Raw genomic sequence first — 16,136 nt, 5'->3', positions numbered from 1 at the left:
CTATGACATCACCCATGCCCTCAGGGCAAACGTCATTATTGTTGCAGATGACACAGCGCCTCGCGCTGTCCGACGCGCATTTTCGTCGGATATGTCAGTTAATCTACCAGCGTGCGGGGATCGTGCTTGCGGACCATAAGCGAGACATGGTCTACAACCGGCTGGTGCGGCGCTTGCGCACGCTGGGGCTGGATGATTTTGGCCGCTATCTGAGCATGCTCGAAGCGAACCAGAACAGCGCCGAATGGCAGGCATTTATCAACTCATTAACCACCAACCTGACCGCGTTTTTCCGCGAGGCGCATCACTTCCCGGTGCTGGCGGAACACGCCCGTCGCCGTAGCGGAGAGTATCGCGTCTGGAGCGCGGCAGCCTCTACCGGGGAAGAGCCGTACTCGCTGGCCATCACCCTTGCAGACACCCTGGGAATGGCGCCGGGCCGCTGGAAAGTGTACGCCAGCGACATCGACACCGAAGTGCTGGAAAAAGCCCGTAACGGCGTTTATCGCCAGGATGAACTAAAAACGCTGTCTCCTCAGCAGCTACAGCGTTACTTCATGCGCGGTACCGGCCCGCATGAAGGACTGGTGCGCGTACGCCAGGAGCTGGCGAACTGCGTGGAATTCGCCCCCGTTAATTTACTGGATAAGCAGTACAACGTGCCGGGGCCATTCGACGCCATTTTTTGCCGTAACGTGATGATCTATTTTGATAAAACGACGCAACAGGACATTTTGCGTCGCTTTGTTCCGTTGCTCAAGCCTGACGGTTTACTGTTTGCCGGGCACTCGGAAAACTTCAGCAACCTCGTGCGTGAGTTTAGCCTGCGTGGGCAAACGGTTTATGCGCTGAGTAAGGAAAAAGCATGAGTAAAATCAGGGTATTGTCTGTCGATGATTCTGCGCTGATGCGTCAGATTATGACCGAAATCATCAATAGCCACAGCGATATGGAGATGGTGGCAACAGCGCCCGATCCGCTGGTCGCGCGGGATTTAATCAAAAAATATAACCCCGACGTGCTGACGCTGGATGTCGAAATGCCACGCATGGATGGCATCGATTTCCTGGAAAAATTAATGCGCCTGCGCCCGATGCCGGTGGTGATGGTGTCATCTCTGACCGGTAAAGGTTCAGAAATCACCCTGCGCGCGCTGGAGCTGGGGGCGGTGGATTTTGTCACCAAGCCGCAGCTCGGCATTCGCGAGGGCATGCTGGCGTACAGCGAGATGATCGCCGAGAAAATCCGTACCGCGTCGCGTGCAAAACTGGCGGCCCACAAGCCGATGGCCGCGCCGGCAACCCTGAAGGCCGGACCGTTACTCAGCTCGGAAAAACTGCTGGTCATTGGGGCGTCAACCGGAGGAACAGAGGCAATTCGCCATGTACTCCAGCCATTGCCGCTCTCAAGCCCGGGTATCCTGATTACGCAACATATGCCGCCGGGCTTTACCCGCTCATTCGCGGAGCGCCTGAATAAGCTGTGCCAGATCAGCGTGAAAGAGGCGGAAGACGGCGAGCGCGTGCTGCCAGGTCACGCGTATATCGCCCCGGGTGACAAACATATGGAGCTGGCGCGCAGCGGGGCGAACTATCAAATCAAAATTCATGACGGGCCGCCGGTTAACCGGCACCGTCCGTCGGTGGATGTGCTGTTTCATTCGGTGGCGAAACATGCGGGGCGCAACGCCGTGGGGGTGATCCTGACGGGGATGGGCAACGACGGCGCCGCCGGAATGCTCGCGATGCACCAGGCTGGCGCCTGGACGATTGCGCAGAATGAAGCAAGTTGTGTGGTGTTCGGCATGCCGCGCGAGGCCATCAATATGGGTGGCGTAAGCGAAGTGGTCGATCTTAGCCAGGTAAGCCAGCAGATGCTGGCGAAAATCAGTGCCGGACAGGCAATACGTATTTGACTCAGGAGTATTATTTTATGGCGGATAAAGAGCTTAAGTTTTTGGTTGTGGATGACTTTTCCACCATGCGTCGCATTGTGCGCAACCTGCTAAAAGAGCTAGGCTTCAACAACGTTGAAGAAGCAGAAGACGGGGTGGATGCGCTGAACAAACTCCAGGCTGGCGGGTTTGGTTTTGTGATTTCCGACTGGAACATGCCGAACATGGACGGTCTCGAACTGCTGAAAACCATCCGCGCGGATGCAGGCATGGCCTCTCTGCCGGTGCTGATGGTGACCGCAGAAGCGAAGAAAGAGAACATTATTGCCGCTGCACAGGCGGGCGCAAGCGGCTACGTGGTGAAGCCATTCACCGCGGCGACTCTGGAAGAGAAGCTCGGGAAGATCTTCGAGAAACTCGGCATGTGAGGTGATGGAAATGTTGCAACCTGCTATGAAACCCGTTGAAGAACATTCGCCGAGCGACATTATTGCCCGTATTGGTAGCCTGACCCGCATGCTGCGCGACAGCCTCCGTGAGCTGGGGCTGGACCAGGCTATCGCCGAAGCGGCGGAAGCCATCCCCGACGCGCGCGACCGTCTGGACTACGTGGTGCAGATGACCGCGCAGGCGGCCGAGCGAGCGCTGAACAGCGTTGAGGCGTCACAGCCGCACCAGGATGCGATGGAGAAGGGGGCGAAAGCGCTGACCCAACGCTGGGATGAGTGGTTTGAGAACCCCATTGAGCTGGCGGATGCCCGCGAACTGGTAACGGACACCCGTCAGTTCCTGGGCGATGTGCCAGGGCACACCAGCTTCACCAATGCGCAACTGCTGGACATCATGATGGCGCAGGATTTCCAGGACCTCACCGGCCAGGTGATCAAGCGCATGATGGATGTGATTCAGGAGATTGAACGTCAGCTGTTGATGGTGCTGCTGGAAAATATTCCGGAACCGGCTGCCCGACCAAAACGCGAGAACGAAAGCCTGCTCAATGGTCCACAGCTTGACACCAGCAAAGCGGGCGTGGTGGCAAGCCAGGATCAGGTGGACGATCTGCTGGACAGTCTTGGTTTCTGATTGCCCTTCTGCCTCAGGCTGTGAACGCGGCCTGAGGTTGTTCAGAACAAAAACAGCGAAAAGAGCCCGAATAAACGGGCTTTTCCCGCCATTGGATTTTCTCTGCGCTGGCATGATACCCGTGAATTAATGGGCTGCGAGCAGGCACAGTGGCAGAAGAGAACGACGACAAAACAGAAGCCCCCACACCCCACCGACTTGAAAAAGCCCGTGAGGATGGGCAGATCCCCCGATCCCGAGAGCTGACCTCCCTGCTGATCCTGGTGGTGGGCGTCTGCATAATCTGGTGGGGCGGGGAGATGCTTGCCCGCAGACTGGCGGGAATGCTCTCTGCTGGCTTACGTTTTGATCACAGCATGGTCAATGACCCCAATCTGATCCTCATTCAGATCATCAACCTGGTTAAAAGCGCCATGATCGCTCTGCTGCCGTTGATTGCCGGGGTGGTCATCGTGGCTCTTGTTTCGCCGGTCATGCTCGGTGGCCTGGTGTTCAGCGGTAAATCGCTGCAACCGAAATTCTCCAAGCTCAACCCGCTACCCGGTATTGCGAAAATGTTTTCAGCTCAAACCGGGGCTGAGCTTCTTAAAGCGATCCTGAAATCGCTTCTTATGGGCAGTGCTGCCGGGTTTTTTCTGTGGCACCACTGGCCGGAGATGATGCGTCTGATCAGTGAATCCCCCATGACGGCGATGAAGAATGCCCTGAACCTGGTCGGATTAGGCTCGCTGCTGGTGGTTCTCAGCATTATTCCGATGGTGGCGTTCGACGTTATCTTCCAGATCTTTTCCCATATCAAGAAGCTGCGAATGTCGCGTCAGGATATTCGCGATGAATATAAACAGATGGAAGGCGACCCGCACGTCAAGGGCCGTATCCGCCAGATGCAACGTGCTGCCGCGCGTCGTCGCATGATGGAAGATGTGCCGAAAGCCGATGTGATTGTCACTAACCCGACCCACTACTCCGTGGCGCTTCAGTACGACGAAAACAAAATGAGCGCACCGAAAGTAGTGGCGAAAGGGGCCGGGCTGATTGCGCTGCGCATTCGTGAAATCGCGACGGAAAACCGCGTACCGATCCTTGAAGCACCGCCATTAGCCCGTGCGCTGTATCGCCACGCGGAAATTGGACAACAGATCCCGGGCCAGCTCTACGCCGCTGTCGCAGAGGTGCTGGCCTGGGTGTGGCAACTGAAACGCTGGCGTTTAGCGGGCGGTCAACGACCTGTAAAACCTGAGAACCTTCCGGTGCCTGAAGCACTGGATTTTTTGAACGAGAAGGACACTGATGGCTAATCTGGTGGCAATGTTGCGCCTGCCCGGCAACCTGAAATCGACGCAATGGCAGATCCTTGCCGGACCGATTCTGATCCTGCTAATTCTGTCGATGATGGTGCTGCCGTTACCGGCATTTATCCTCGACCTGCTTTTCACCTTCAACATTGCGTTGTCCATCATGGTGCTGCTGGTGGCGATGTTCACCCAGCGCACGCTGGAGTTCGCCGCGTTTCCAACGATCCTGCTGTTCACCACGCTGCTGCGCCTCGCGCTGAACGTTGCCTCCACGCGTATCATCCTGATGGAAGGGCACACCGGCGCGGCGGCGGCGGGCAAGGTGGTCGAAGCCTTCGGTCACTTCCTGGTGGGCGGCAACTTCGCCATCGGTATCGTGGTGTTCGTCATTCTGGTGATTATCAACTTCATGGTTATCACTAAAGGGGCGGGGCGTATCGCAGAAGTGGGCGCGCGCTTCGTGCTCGACGGGATGCCGGGCAAGCAGATGGCAATCGACGCCGACCTGAATGCCGGGCTGATTGCGGAAGATGAAGCAAAAAAACGCCGTGCCGAAGTGACCCAGGAGGCAGATTTCTACGGCTCCATGGACGGTGCGAGTAAGTTTGTGCGCGGTGACGCCATCGCGGGCATTCTGATCATGGTGATTAACGTCGTCGGCGGCCTGCTCGTCGGCGTGCTGCAACACGGCATGGACATGGGCCACGCAGCCGAAAGCTATACGCTGCTGACCATTGGTGATGGTCTGGTGGCGCAGATCCCGGCACTGGTGATCTCCACCGCGGCGGGGGTGATTGTGACCCGCGTCAGCACCGATCAGGATGTAGGCGAGCAGATGGTGGGGCAGTTGTTCAGCAACCCGCGCGTTATGCTGCTCTCCGCGGCGGTACTGGGCCTGCTCGGTATGGTGCCGGGCATGCCAAACCTGGTATTCCTGCTGTTCACTGCCGCGCTGCTGGGCCTCGCCTGGTGGATGCGTGGCCGCGAAACGCAGCCTAAGGCAGAGCCAGCGCCGGTCAAAATGCCTGAGAACACCCAGGCGGTGGAAGCCACCTGGAACGACGTTCAGCTCGAAGATTCGCTGGGGATGGAAGTGGGGTACCGCCTTATCCCGATGGTGGACTTCCAGCAGGATGGCGAACTGCTTGGCCGTATCCGCAGCATTCGTAAAAAATTCGCCCAGGACATGGGCTTCCTGCCGCCGGTGGTGCATATCCGGGACAATATGGATCTCCCGCCCGCACGCTACCGCATCCTGATGAAAGGGGTGGAAATCGGCAGCGGTGATGCGTACCCCGGCCGCTGGCTGGCGATTAACCCGGGCACGGCCGCAGGCACGTTGCCGGGTGAGCAGACGACCGACCCGGCCTTTGGTCTGGCGGCCATCTGGATTGAGAGCGCCCTGAAAGAGCAGGCGCAGATCCAGGGTTACACGGTTGTTGAGGCCAGTACCGTGGTCGCGACGCACCTCAACCATCTGATTGGCCAGTTCTCCGCGGAACTGTTTGGACGTCAGGAGGCGCAGCAGCTGCTCGACCGCGTAACGCAGGAGATGCCGAAGCTGACCGAAGATTTAGTGCCGGGCGTGCTGACCTTAACCACCCTGCATAAAGTGCTGCAAAACCTGCTCGACGAGAAGGTGCCCATTCGCGATATGCGTACCATCCTTGAGACGCTGGCCGAACATGCGCCGCTGCAAAGCGATCCGCACGAACTGACGGCGGTGGTACGCGTGGCGCTCGGACGCGCCATTACCCAGCAATGGTTCCCGGGAACCGGCGAAGTGCAGGTCATTGGCCTGGATACACCGCTGGAACGGCTACTGCTTCAGGCGTTGCAGGGCGGTGGCGGGCTGGAGCCGGGTCTGGCGGACAGATTACTGGCGCAAACCCAGGAGGCGCTGGCGCGTCAGGAGATGCTGGGCGCGCCGCCGGTGCTGCTGGTGAATCATGCGCTGCGTCCGCTGCTGTCGCGCTTCCTGCGCCGGAGCCTGAACCAGCTGGTGGTGCTGTCGAATATGGAGCTGTCCGATAACCGCAATATTCGCATGACGGCGACCATAGGAGGGAAATAATGCGTAAGTGGCTGTGGATCTTATTTTTCCCGCTGGCGGTGCAGGCCGCAGGCGAGGGGGCATGGCAGGCCAGCAGTATCGGCTTAACGCTCAACCATCGAGGGGAGTCGATCTCCTCCCGTCCGCTGTCAGCCTCTGAGACCGTCTCCGGGCAGATGACGCTGGTGGCCTGGAATTACACCCTGACGGGACCCACACCGGCCGGGTTGCGGGTGCGGCTGTGCTCGCTGACCCGCTGCGCGGAAATCGAGGGCCAAAGTGGCATCACCCAGGCCTTCAACGGGGTGTCTGCTCAGGAACCTTTACGCTTTATCTGGGAAATGCCAGGCGGCGGACGCCTGATCCCGGCGCTGAAGGTTCAGCGCAACGAGGTGCTCGTCAACTACCGCTAACTGCCCGCCTTTTCGCCAGTCTTCAGGCATTTCTGAAGGCTGGCTCGCAAAATTGACCTTCCCTTTTGATACAAAAGAAACGCTGTTTTATAAATCAGTGACACGCGTATTGACACTCTTTGCATTTTTGCCATTCACCACCCTGTGATGGCAGAAACAGAAAGGTTTCACCAGGTCGATACTTTTACTGTAGCCGTGTAAAAACTCCCGGACGAGGTTTGCTTACAGGGAGTCTCCCAAAACTGATTAGGGTTGACGGCAATGAAAACACGTAAAATTGGACTCGCAAATTATCTTGCTTACGGTTCAGGGGACTTCCTCGGAGCGGGGACTACCGCCCTGACGGCCGCCTGGCTTTTGTATTTTTATACGACCTTCTGTGGACTCACAACCGATTGAAGCAACCTTTATCTTCGCCGCCGCAAGGGTGCTGGATGCGGTTGTCAGTCCGTTAATGGGCTTTTTAACCGATAATTTTGGTACCACCTGGCTGGGTAAACGTTTTGGCCGGCGTAAGTTCTTCATCCTGCTGGGTATTCCCTGCGTTTTCAGCTACTCGCTGATGTGGGTAGGGGACATGAGTTTCTGGTATTACCTGCTGACGTATCTGATCTTTGATATTGTTTACACCATGATTCTGGTGCCGTATGAAACGCTGGTGCCGGAAATGACTGACGATTTCAAACAAAAAACCAAATTCTCCGGGGCGCGTATCTCCATGGCCCAGATGTCCGCCATTCTGGCCTCCTTCCTGCCGGGGATCCTGCTCACGCATTTCGGCAAAGACAACGCGATCTCCTTCTTCTATGCAAGCCTGGTCTTCTCCGTACTCTGCGCGCTGATGCTTACTTTCGTCTGGTTCTTCACCTGGGAGCGTCCGCGGGAAGAGTGGTCTGAAGCAGCCCTGCGCGCTGAAGAAGAGAAGAAAAAGCTGACCCTGGGACAGAGCCTGAACCGTCTTTTTGTCGAATTAAGTTCGACGCTGCGTATCAAGATTTTCCGCCAGCATCTGGGCATGTATCTCGGTGGCTATATTGCCCAGGATGTGTTCAACGCCGTATTCACCTATTACGTGGTGTTTGTGCTGATGCAGGAAGCATCCATGGCGTCCAACCTGCTGGGCACGATGGCCATCTTCCAGTTCCTCGCCGTGATTGGCATGATCCCGCTGTGCATTCGCTTCGGACCTGCGCCGTCTTACCGCATGGTGGTCGTGCTGTTTGGCCTGGCCTCGCTCTCTTACGCGGTGCTTTATTACGCGGGCCTGAGCGACGTTTACGCTCTGCTGCTGCTGATCTCTGCGGTTGCCGGTCTTGGCCGCGGGGGTATCAACTACGTACCGTGGAATACCTACACCTACATTGCTGACGTGGACGAAGTGATCACCGGTCAGCGTCGCGAAGGGATCTTCGCGGGCATCATGACGCTGACCCGTAAAGCGTCCCAGGCCGGTGCGGTAATGCTGGTGGGGATCGTGATGCAGATGTCTGGCTTTGTCAGCGGTCAAAAAGTGCAGCCTGCGGAAGTGAGCCACACTATCCTGATGATCCTGAGCGTCGGCACCATTCTGGTACTGTTCTGCGGCTTCCTGGTCTCCCTGCGCTTCAAACTCAATTTGCAGACCCACAGCACCCTGCGTGAAGAGACCGCGAAAATGCGCGAGTCCGGCCATGCGATGCCGGAGGCGGCGACCCCGCAGGCCCGCGCCACCGTGGAGATGCTGGCCGGTATGCCGTATGAATCCCTGTGGGGCAACAACAATATCGGTTACCTGAATCGCAACAAGCCGGCGGCCCCTTCGCTGAAGGATCGTGCGGTACTGAATTCGACATACAACAGAGGTTAAGATGATGAAAGTTTGGCCTGTCAAACATAGCCCGTTACTGCGTCAGCCTGAGCGCTTTATCGCCAGGGATGAACTGAAATCGCTGATTCAAAAGGTGACGCATAATCTGGTCAATATCCACGACAAAACGGGTGAGTTTTTGCTGCGGCTGGACGACGGGCGCGTGATCGACACCAAAGGCTGGGCCGGATGGGAATGGACGCACGGCGTTGGTTTGTACGGTATCTGGCAGTATTACTGCCAGACCGGTGACGCAGGCATGCGCGAGATTATCGACAGCTGGTTTAATGACCGTTTCGCAGAAGGCGCAACCACCAAAAACGTGAATACCATGTCGCCGTTCCTGACACTGGCGTATCGCTACGAAGAGACCAAAAACCCGGCCTGGTTGCCGTGGCTGGAAAGCTGGGCGGAGTGGGCGATGAATGAGATGCCGCGCACCGAACATGGCGGCATGCAGCACATCACACTGGCGGAAGAGAACCATCAGCAGATGTGGGATGACACGCTGATGATGACGGTGCTGCCGCTGGCGAAAATCGGCAAGCTGCTTAACAAGCCGGAGTACGTCGAGGAGGCGATCTATCAGTTCCTGCTCCACGTACAGAACCTGATGGATCGTGAGACGGGGCTGTGGTTCCACGGCTGGAATTACGACGGCAATCACAACTTTGCCCGGGCCCGCTGGGCGCGCGGCAACAGCTGGCTGACCATCGTGATCCCGGATTTCCTCGAACTGGTGGATCTGCCAGAAAACAACGCCGTTCGTCGCTATCTGGTGCAGGTGCTAAATGCGCAGATCGCCGCACTGGCAAAATGTCAGGATGAGAGTGGATTGTGGCATACGCTGCTGGACGATCCTGATTCTTATCTGGAGGCGTCGGCCACGGCAGGGTTTGCCTACGGCATTCTGAAAGCCGTGCGCAAGCGGTATGTCGGCGCAGAGTATGCAGAGGTGGCGGAGAAAGCGATCCGCGGTATCGTGCAAAACATCTCGCCGGAAGGGGAACTGCTGCAAACGTCCTTCGGGACGGGGATGGGCAGCGATCTGGCGTTTTACCGCCAGATACCGCTGACCTCGATGCCGTATGGCCAGGCAATGGCGATTCTGTGTCTGACGGAATATTTACGGAAATATTTTTAATACCTGAATAATAATCTCATTACTGCAAAGCCTCTTTTAGAAGAGGCTTTTTTTTATAATGGCACCGGGAAAATACCTTACGCCATCAATATCAGGCGTGTTATATATTGATGGAGTGAATACTATGCTGGAAATACATTACGCTTAGTATTAAATCGTGATTTTCTTCACAAAACACAATCCGTATTTATCCTATTTTTTATCTGCGTTAAGATTCTTCTAATATTCATACAAGGAGTGATGCAATGGAAAATACAATGGGCGGTATTATCGTTAACCCTGCTGTAAATATGCATGCCGATAAAATGTCTGATGAACATATCAATATGTTCGACACGGTTTTCAAGGATATTGATGGTGCGGGTTATTTCCCACTACTGTATGTCGGAAGCCAGCTTGTGGCTGGCCAGTTCCATACCTTTATTGCGCTTCGCCGTTTTATCCATGCGGAAGGCCCGGAAAAATCACTGGTTAAGGTGATTATTTTTCAAAGCCTGAATAATGACTTTGCCATTCATTCAATTTCTGAGTTTTAATGATTTTAACTACGGATAATTATTTAGACTGAAAAGGACATCATTATGTGGAAATCAGCGAAAAGAGATGAGTTTATCCCATTGGACGCGCCTGTAGCAGGTTATGAAATAGGTGTTCCTGGTATCAAAGGACCTTCTCCATTGTTTATTATTCGCGCAAAAGTGAATGGTGGGATTCATCCGGGGAAATGGGTGTTCGGCAATACGGCATGGGTCCCATGGGGAGGAAGAGAGCACTTTTGTAATGAATTTGAAGTTTACGTGGGCGCTTTAAAATGGGTAGACGTTAAGGATAAACATTTCCCACCGAATATGGTTGAGGCGGGACATGAAGCCAATGGCACTAAGCTCTACGTTGCCCGTGCAAAATTCGATAACGGTCTCTTTGTGGGTAAAGCTGGAAGTCACCTCAGCAGAGGTTGCTGCATCGGCTATAACGGCAGAGAGTATGAATTAGATACCTTCCAGGTACTCGTTCACGACTGATGGCGTTCATTTATAAAAAAACCCGGCAACCGCCGGGTTTCTTTTTTACATACGTTCTATGGTTTCGATACCCAGGGTATCCAGACCCAGTTTCAGGGTCTTCGCCGTCAGCTGCGCCAGCTTCAGGCGGCTGTTACGCACCGCTTCGCTCTCGGCGGTCAGGATAGGGCAGTGTTCGTAGAAGCCAGAGAACAGACCGGCCAGATCGTAAAGGTAAGCACACATAACGTGCGGCGTACCGTCGCGCGCGACCACAGAGAGCGTCTCTTCGAACTGAAGCAGGCGGGCAGCCAGCTGTGCTTCACGGTCTTCGGTAAGGGTCACCGTGGCGTTCGCCAGCACGCTTTCGTCAATACTGGCTTTACGGAAGACGGAGAGTACGCGGGTGTAAGCGTACTGCATGTATGGCGCCGTGTTGCCTTCAAACGCCAGCATGTTGTCCCAGTCGAAGATATAGTCGGTGGTACGGTTCTTGGAGAGATCCGCGTATTTTACCGCACCGATCCCAACCGCGTTAGCCAGTTTCTCCAGCTCGTCAGCAGGCATATCCGGGTTCTTCTCGGCCACCAGGCGACGGGCGCGCTCCAGCGCTTCATCCAGCAGATCGGAGAGCTTCACGGTGCCGCCCGCACGGGTTTTGAACGGCTTACCGTCTTTACCCAGCATCATGCCGAACATGTGGTGTTCCAGCGGCACGGATTCAGGTACATAACCCGCTTTACGCACGATAGTCCACGCCTGCATCAGGTGCTGGTGCTGACGGGAGTCGATGTAATACAGCACGCGGTCCGCATGCAGGGTTTCGTAACGGTATTTCGCACAGGCGATATCGGTGGTGGTGTAGAGATAGCCGCCATCCTTTTTCTGGACGATCACGCCCATCGGTTCGCCTTCCTTGTTTTTATACTCATCAAGGAATACTACCGTTGCGCCTTCGCTTTCCACCGCCAGGTTTTTGGCTTTCAGGTCCGCCACAATGCCCGGCAGCATCGGGTTATACAGGCTTTCACCCATTACGTCGTCGCGGGTCAGGGTCACGTTCAGACGGTTATAGGTAAGCTGGTTCTGGGACATGGTGATGTCCACCAGCTTGCGCCACATCTCGAGGAAGTACGGATCGCCGCCTTGAAGTTTCACCACGTAGCTGCGCGCGCGCTCGGCAAAGGCTTCGTCTTCGTCGTAGTGTTTTTTGGCTTCACGGTAGAAACCTTCCAGGTCTGCCAGCGCCATTTCGCCTGCGTTTTCCTGCTGCTGTTTTTCCAGATATGCGATCAGCATACCGAACTGCGTGCCCCAGTCGCCTACGTGGTTAGCGCGGATCACCTTGTGACCGAGGAACTCCAGGGTACGCACGGCCGCATCACCGATAATGGTGGAGCGCAGGTGACCGACGTGCATCTCCTTCGCCACGTTTGGCGCGGAGTAGTCAACCACCACGGTCTGCGCTTCTGGCTGAGCCACGCCCAGACGGTCAGATTTCAGCGCCGCGTCAACGTGGCTTGCCAGGAACGCAGGCTCAAGGAAAATGTTGATAAAGCCCGGACCGGCGATTTCGGTTTTGCTGGCGATGCCGGTGAGATCCAGATGCGTCAGTACCTGCTCAGCGAGCTGTCGCGGCGGCATGCCCAGTTTTTTAGCCACTGCCATCACGCCATTAGCCTGATAGTCGCCAAACTGTACTTTCGCTGACTGACGAACCTGTGGTTCGCAATCCGCAGGCGCACCTGCGGCAATCAGTGCCTGACTGACTTTTTCTGAGAGAAGAGCCTGAATATTCACCTGGATACCTTACGTTTTTGATGCGGGTAAAAAACACCCACGCCAGTTTAAGAATTTAGGGCGGGAGTATACTGCAAATGGCCTCGGGCGTCAGCCCTGCGGGGAGCGAAGATCGCTCAGAATCCAGGCGAAGACGGTATGCATAATCATGCAGTCGAAAAAACCGTGATTATGCGGTTGGTCGACAGAGGGCAACAGAGTAAATTAGCGGCTTTGCGACACGAAACGAGACTGACCTATGGCGAACTGGCACACCATTGACGAACTGCATGATATTTCCGCAGATTTACCGCGCTTCACCCAGGCGTTCACAGAACTTGCCACCCGTCTCGGGCTGGATATCGCGCCGCTTGAGGCCGATCACATCTCTTTGCGCTGCCACCAGAATGCCACCGCAGAACGCTGGCGGCGTGGCTTTGAACAGTGCGGTGAACTGCTGTCAGAGAATATCATTAACGGTCGCCCGATTTGCCTGTTCAAACTTCACGCGCCGGTTACGGTGGCGCACTGGCAATTCACCGTTGTGGAACTGCCCTGGCCAGGAGAGAAGCGTTATCCGCACGAAGGCTGGGAGCATATCGAAATTGTTCTGCCTGGGGAGCCCGAGACGCTGAACGCCCGTGCGCTGGCGCTGCTTTCCGACGAGGGGTTAAGCCAGCCGGGTATTTTCGTCAAAACCAGCTCGCCAAAAGGTGAGCGCGAACGCTTACCGAACCCTACGCTTGCCGTAACGGACGGCAGCGTGACGGTGAAATTCCATCCCTGGACTATTGAGCAGATCGTCGCCAGCGAAGCGCAAGCACTGTGAGCGTCGATCCAGACACGAATCGGGCAACGTGCCACGATGGTACGTTGAGTAAAATTTGAGGAGGATGACATGGCGCTGCTGGAAATTTGTTGTTACAGCGTGGAGTGTGCCGTCACTGCGCAACGGCAGGGGGCCGATCGCATCGAGCTTTGCGCGGCACCGAAAGAAGGGGGATTGACCCCGTCCTTTGGCGTGTTGAAATCAGCCCGTCAGGCCATCACCATTCCGGTGCACCCGATTATTCGCCCGCGCGGCGGTGATTTTTGTTATACGGCGGGTGAGTTCAGTGCCATGCTTGAGGATATCGCCCTCGTCCGTGATTCCGGTTTTCCGGGGCTGGTGATCGGTGTGCTGGACGAAGACGGAAACATCGATCTTTCGCGTATGCGCCAGGTCATGCGCGCAGCCCAGGGAATGGCGGTCACTTTTCATCGTGCGTTCGATATGTGTCAGGATCCGATACAAGCCTTTGATACGCTGGCAGAACTGGGCGTGGCGCGCGTTCTGACGTCAGGCCAGCAGCCCTCGGCTGAAAAAGGACTGAAATTAATTACGGAACTAAAAGCACATTCCGGTGTTCCAATAATCATGGCGGGCGCAGGAGTACGCGCCAGCAATCTGGAACTGTTTTTAAACGCAGGGGTGGAAGAGCTACACAGCTCGGCGGGTAAATGGATACCTTCACCCATGCGTTATCGCAATACAGGGTTGTCAATGTCGACGGATGCTGAAGCGGATGAGTACTCGCGCTACGGTGTGGATGGAGAGTCGGTTGCGGAAATGAAATCGCTGATTGAACGTCATCACGTGTAGCAACGTACCGATTTTTACCGCGCATCATGTCGCCCAATATGATGCTTGCTTGTACCAGGCCCCTGCAAATTACACAGGGGCCTTTTTTTCTCCTTCATATTTCAAGCCGCAGCCGCGTTGGCCGCCTCGCTCACCCCGGTCACTTACTGATGTAAGCTCCCGGGGATTCGCTGCGTTGCCGCCTTGCTGCAACTTGAACTATTTTGGAGAAAACGTGCGACGCGTAGGCCGGGTAAGGCGCAGCCGCCACCCGGCACAAACTACGGCTTGGTCGCAATCAATACCGCACGCATCGGGGCCGGATAGCCTTCGACGGTTTTGCTGTGGTCGTCCGGATCGAGGAACTGCTCCAGCGATTCGGTGATCATCCAGTCGGTGCGACGCTGTTCCTCAACCGACGTCACGCACACATCGGCGATGCGTACATCGACAAACCCACATTTCTCCAGCCAGTTCTTCAGCGCCAGCGCGGAAGGGATGAAGTAAACGTTGCGCATCTGCGCATAGCGATCGCCTGGCACCAGAACGGCATGTTCATCCCCTTCGATGACCAGCGTTTCCAGCACCAGCTCACCGCCGCTGACCAGCTGATCTTTCAGTTGCCAGAGATGCTCCAGCGGGGAACGACGGTGGTACAGCACGCCCATCGAGAACACGGTATCAAACGCTTTCAGGGCAGGGAGTTGCTCGATACCCAGCGGCAGCAGGTGCGCGCGCTGGTCGTTACCCAGCAGCTTTCGCACCGCTTCAAACTGGCACAGGAACAGCTGCATCGGATCGATACCGACGGCCAGATGCGCGCCTGCGCCGATCATGCGCCACATGTGATAGCCGCTACCGCAGCCCACGTCCAGAATGGTGCGCCCCGTCAGGTCGGATAAATGCGGCAGAACGCGATCCCATTTCCAGTCTGAGCGCCATTCGGTATTGATGTTCACGCCGTACAGCGAGAACGGCCCTTTGCGCCACGGCATCAGGTTACGCATCAGCGTTTCGATGCGGTTGATCTGCCCGGCCGGGAGCGGCTCTTCGCTCTCCGCCGTCACGCTGTGCAGTAAATCCAGACGATGAGGCGTCAGTTCAGGCAGAAACTCCACGGCGTTGGACCACTGCTTCAACAGACCATGCTGCTGATCGCGCTGCCAGGTGGCAATTTGCGCAGGCAGGGTTTCCAGCCAGTGGGAAAGGTGGTTTTTGGCAATCAGCTGATAGAAATTACCGAACTCGATCATGCTGCGTCTCCGGCTTTCAGCGCCACCAGAGAACCAAAGTTAAAGCACTGGAACCACAGTTCGCTGTGTTCAAATCCAGCTTTGCGCAGGCGCGCTTTGTGTGTTTCAACGGAATCCGTCAGCATGACGTTTTCAAGCATGCTGCGCTTCTGGCTGATCTCCAGCTCGCTGTAGCCGTTTGCACGCTTGAAATCATGGTGCATATTGAACAGCAATTCGCCCACGCTGGCGTCTTCAAAGCTGAATTTCTCAGACAACACCAGCGCGCCGCCCGGGTTCAGGCCCTGATAAATTTTATCCAGCAACCGCTGACGATCGTCCGGCACCAGGAACTGAAGGGTAAAGTTCAGGACCACCATCGAGGCGTTCTGGATGTCGATATCGCGGATATCGCCTTCCACCACCTCCACAGGCGTAGGGGCTTTATACGCGTCAATGTGGCGACGGCAGCGTTCAACCATGGCCGGTGAGTTATCGACAGCCACAATCTTGCAGCCATCGTGATGAACGTTACGACGAATGGACAGCGTTGCCGCTCCCAGCGAACAGCCCAGGTCATAGACCTGCGTGCCGGGTTGAACGAAACGCTCCGCCAGCATGCCGATCATGGAGATGATATTGGAATAACCGGGAACAGAGCGCTGGATCATATCCGGGAAGACTTCGGCTACCCGTTCATCAAAGGTCCAGTCGCCCAGGCTGGCGATAGGCGCGGAAAAAAGCGTGTCGCGATCTGACATAACGTAAAAATCCG

Annotated in this window: 15 protein-coding genes and 1 pseudogene; 13 read left to right on the top strand and 3 right to left on the bottom strand. The window is 56.0% G+C overall.

What is annotated here, in order from left to right; translation table 11 throughout:
* The first annotated feature begins 2 nt into the window (after window positions 1–2).
* From cheR to ACQG11_RS00300, 11 genes and pseudogenes are all read left to right on the top strand, one after another.
* A complete protein-coding gene (gene cheR / locus ACQG11_RS00350; protein WP_017384409.1) occupies window positions 3–869 on the top strand; it encodes a protein-glutamate O-methyltransferase CheR in 867 nt (288 codons plus the stop codon).
* The gene (locus ACQG11_RS00345; RefSeq protein WP_014884341.1) at window positions 866–1,915 is read left to right on the top strand and encodes a protein-glutamate methylesterase/protein-glutamine glutaminase; all 1,050 of its coding nucleotides are present in this window, start codon (window positions 866–868) and stop codon (window positions 1,913–1,915) included. The genes cheR and ACQG11_RS00345 overlap by 4 nt, the downstream gene beginning before the upstream one ends.
* 17 nt (window positions 1,916–1,932) lie before the next feature.
* Window positions 1,933–2,322 carry a chemotaxis response regulator CheY gene (gene cheY, locus ACQG11_RS00340; RefSeq protein ID WP_000763862.1) on the top strand — a complete coding sequence of 130 codons (390 nt, stop codon included), beginning with the start codon at window positions 1,933–1,935 and terminating at the stop codon, window positions 2,320–2,322.
* A gap of 10 nt (window positions 2,323–2,332) precedes the next feature.
* Window positions 2,333–2,977, top strand: a complete 645-nt coding sequence (gene cheZ, locus ACQG11_RS00335; protein WP_022648501.1) for a protein phosphatase CheZ — start codon at window positions 2,333–2,335, stop codon at window positions 2,975–2,977.
* Between the two features lie 149 nt (window positions 2,978–3,126).
* The gene (gene flhB, locus ACQG11_RS00330) at window positions 3,127–4,275 is read left to right on the top strand and encodes a flagellar biosynthesis protein FlhB (RefSeq protein ID WP_022648500.1); all 1,149 of its coding nucleotides are present in this window, start codon (window positions 3,127–3,129) and stop codon (window positions 4,273–4,275) included.
* Complete coding sequence (gene flhA / locus ACQG11_RS00325; protein WP_003859723.1) at window positions 4,268–6,346, top strand: flagellar biosynthesis protein FlhA; 2,079 nt, start codon at window positions 4,268–4,270, stop codon at window positions 6,344–6,346. Before flhB ends, flhA begins: the two co-directional genes overlap by 8 nt.
* Window positions 6,346–6,738, top strand: a complete 393-nt coding sequence (gene flhE, locus ACQG11_RS00320; RefSeq protein WP_426728080.1) for a flagellar protein FlhE — start codon at window positions 6,346–6,348, stop codon at window positions 6,736–6,738. The genes flhA and flhE overlap by 1 nt, the downstream gene beginning before the upstream one ends.
* 261 nt (window positions 6,739–6,999) lie before the next feature.
* Window positions 7,000–8,589, top strand: a pseudogene (locus tag ACQG11_RS00315) (MFS transporter).
* Window positions 8,589–9,728 (top strand): glycoside hydrolase family 88/105 protein, encoded by a 1,140-nt coding sequence (locus ACQG11_RS00310; protein ID WP_032622451.1) that lies wholly within the window; start codon window positions 8,589–8,591, stop codon window positions 9,726–9,728. The pseudogene ACQG11_RS00315 and the gene ACQG11_RS00310 overlap by 1 nt, the downstream one beginning before the upstream one ends.
* A 245-nt stretch (window positions 9,729–9,973) precedes the next feature.
* A complete protein-coding gene (locus tag ACQG11_RS00305; RefSeq protein WP_022648496.1) occupies window positions 9,974–10,264 on the top strand; it encodes a hypothetical protein in 291 nt (96 codons plus the stop codon).
* Window positions 10,265–10,309: 45 nt separating this feature from the next.
* Window positions 10,310–10,750, top strand: coding sequence for a DUF3421 domain-containing protein (locus ACQG11_RS00300; protein ID WP_022648495.1), 441 nt, complete (start codon window positions 10,310–10,312; stop codon window positions 10,748–10,750).
* Between the two features lie 45 nt (window positions 10,751–10,795).
* Here the strand turns inward: ACQG11_RS00300 and argS are convergent, their stop codons facing one another.
* The gene (gene argS / locus ACQG11_RS00295) at window positions 10,796–12,529 is read right to left on the bottom strand and encodes an arginine--tRNA ligase (protein ID WP_063150079.1); all 1,734 of its coding nucleotides are present in this window, start codon (window positions 12,527–12,529) and stop codon (window positions 10,796–10,798) included.
* Window positions 12,530–12,767: 238 nt separating this feature from the next.
* Here argS and ACQG11_RS00290 point away from each other — a divergent pair, with 238 nt between their 5' ends.
* Together ACQG11_RS00290 and cutC are read left to right on the top strand one after the other, a co-directional pair.
* A complete protein-coding gene (locus ACQG11_RS00290; protein ID WP_426728079.1) occupies window positions 12,768–13,337 on the top strand; it encodes a VOC family protein in 570 nt (189 codons plus the stop codon).
* A 69-nt stretch (window positions 13,338–13,406) separates the two neighbouring features.
* Window positions 13,407–14,150, top strand: coding sequence for a copper homeostasis protein CutC (gene cutC, locus ACQG11_RS00285; protein ID WP_023300450.1), 744 nt, complete (start codon window positions 13,407–13,409; stop codon window positions 14,148–14,150).
* A 260-nt stretch (window positions 14,151–14,410) separates the two neighbouring features.
* Here the strand turns inward: cutC and cmoB are convergent, their stop codons facing one another.
* Window positions 14,411–15,382 carry a tRNA 5-methoxyuridine(34)/uridine 5-oxyacetic acid(34) synthase CmoB gene (gene cmoB, locus ACQG11_RS00280; RefSeq protein WP_032648765.1) on the bottom strand — a complete coding sequence of 324 codons (972 nt, stop codon included), beginning with the start codon at window positions 15,380–15,382 and terminating at the stop codon, window positions 14,411–14,413.
* A complete protein-coding gene (gene cmoA, locus ACQG11_RS00275) occupies window positions 15,379–16,122 on the bottom strand; it encodes a carboxy-S-adenosyl-L-methionine synthase CmoA (protein WP_048965809.1) in 744 nt (247 codons plus the stop codon). The genes cmoB and cmoA overlap by 4 nt, the downstream gene beginning before the upstream one ends.
* Between the last annotated feature and the right edge of the window lie 14 nt (window positions 16,123–16,136).

Source organism: Enterobacter cloacae complex sp. 372C4, assembly GCF_050030615.1.
GTDB classification, from domain to species: domain Bacteria; phylum Pseudomonadota; class Gammaproteobacteria; order Enterobacterales; family Enterobacteriaceae; genus Enterobacter; species Enterobacter intestinihominis.
Note: the sequence above shows the minus strand (reverse complement) of the source record. Positions and strands in the feature narration are given on the sequence as shown.

What these genes read in the sequence shown, in the direction of transcription:
- cheR (WP_017384409.1), top strand. Translation starts at nt 3, where the DNA reads ATGACATCACCCATGCCCTCAGGGCAAACGTCATTATTGTTGCAGATG.
- ACQG11_RS00345 (WP_014884341.1), top strand. Translation starts at nt 866, where the DNA reads ATGAGTAAAATCAGGGTATTGTCTGTCGATGATTCTGCGCTGATGCGT.
- cheY (WP_000763862.1), top strand. Translation starts at nt 1,933, where the DNA reads ATGGCGGATAAAGAGCTTAAGTTTTTGGTTGTGGATGACTTTTCCACC.
- cheZ (WP_022648501.1), top strand. Translation starts at nt 2,333, where the DNA reads ATGTTGCAACCTGCTATGAAACCCGTTGAAGAACATTCGCCGAGCGAC.
- flhA (WP_003859723.1), top strand. Translation starts at nt 4,268, where the DNA reads ATGGCTAATCTGGTGGCAATGTTGCGCCTGCCCGGCAACCTGAAATCG.
- flhE (WP_426728080.1), top strand. Translation starts at nt 6,346, where the DNA reads ATGCGTAAGTGGCTGTGGATCTTATTTTTCCCGCTGGCGGTGCAGGCC.
- ACQG11_RS00310 (WP_032622451.1), top strand. Translation starts at nt 8,589, where the DNA reads ATGAAAGTTTGGCCTGTCAAACATAGCCCGTTACTGCGTCAGCCTGAG.
- ACQG11_RS00305 (WP_022648496.1), top strand. Translation starts at nt 9,974, where the DNA reads ATGGAAAATACAATGGGCGGTATTATCGTTAACCCTGCTGTAAATATG.
- ACQG11_RS00300 (WP_022648495.1), top strand. Translation starts at nt 10,310, where the DNA reads ATGTGGAAATCAGCGAAAAGAGATGAGTTTATCCCATTGGACGCGCCT.
- ACQG11_RS00290 (WP_426728079.1), top strand. Translation starts at nt 12,768, where the DNA reads ATGGCGAACTGGCACACCATTGACGAACTGCATGATATTTCCGCAGAT.
- cutC (WP_023300450.1), top strand. Translation starts at nt 13,407, where the DNA reads ATGGCGCTGCTGGAAATTTGTTGTTACAGCGTGGAGTGTGCCGTCACT.
- cmoB (WP_032648765.1), bottom strand. Translation starts at nt 15,382, where the DNA reads ATGATCGAGTTCGGTAATTTCTATCAGCTGATTGCCAAAAACCACCTT.
- cmoA (WP_048965809.1), bottom strand. Translation starts at nt 16,122, where the DNA reads ATGTCAGATCGCGACACGCTTTTTTCCGCGCCTATCGCCAGCCTGGGC.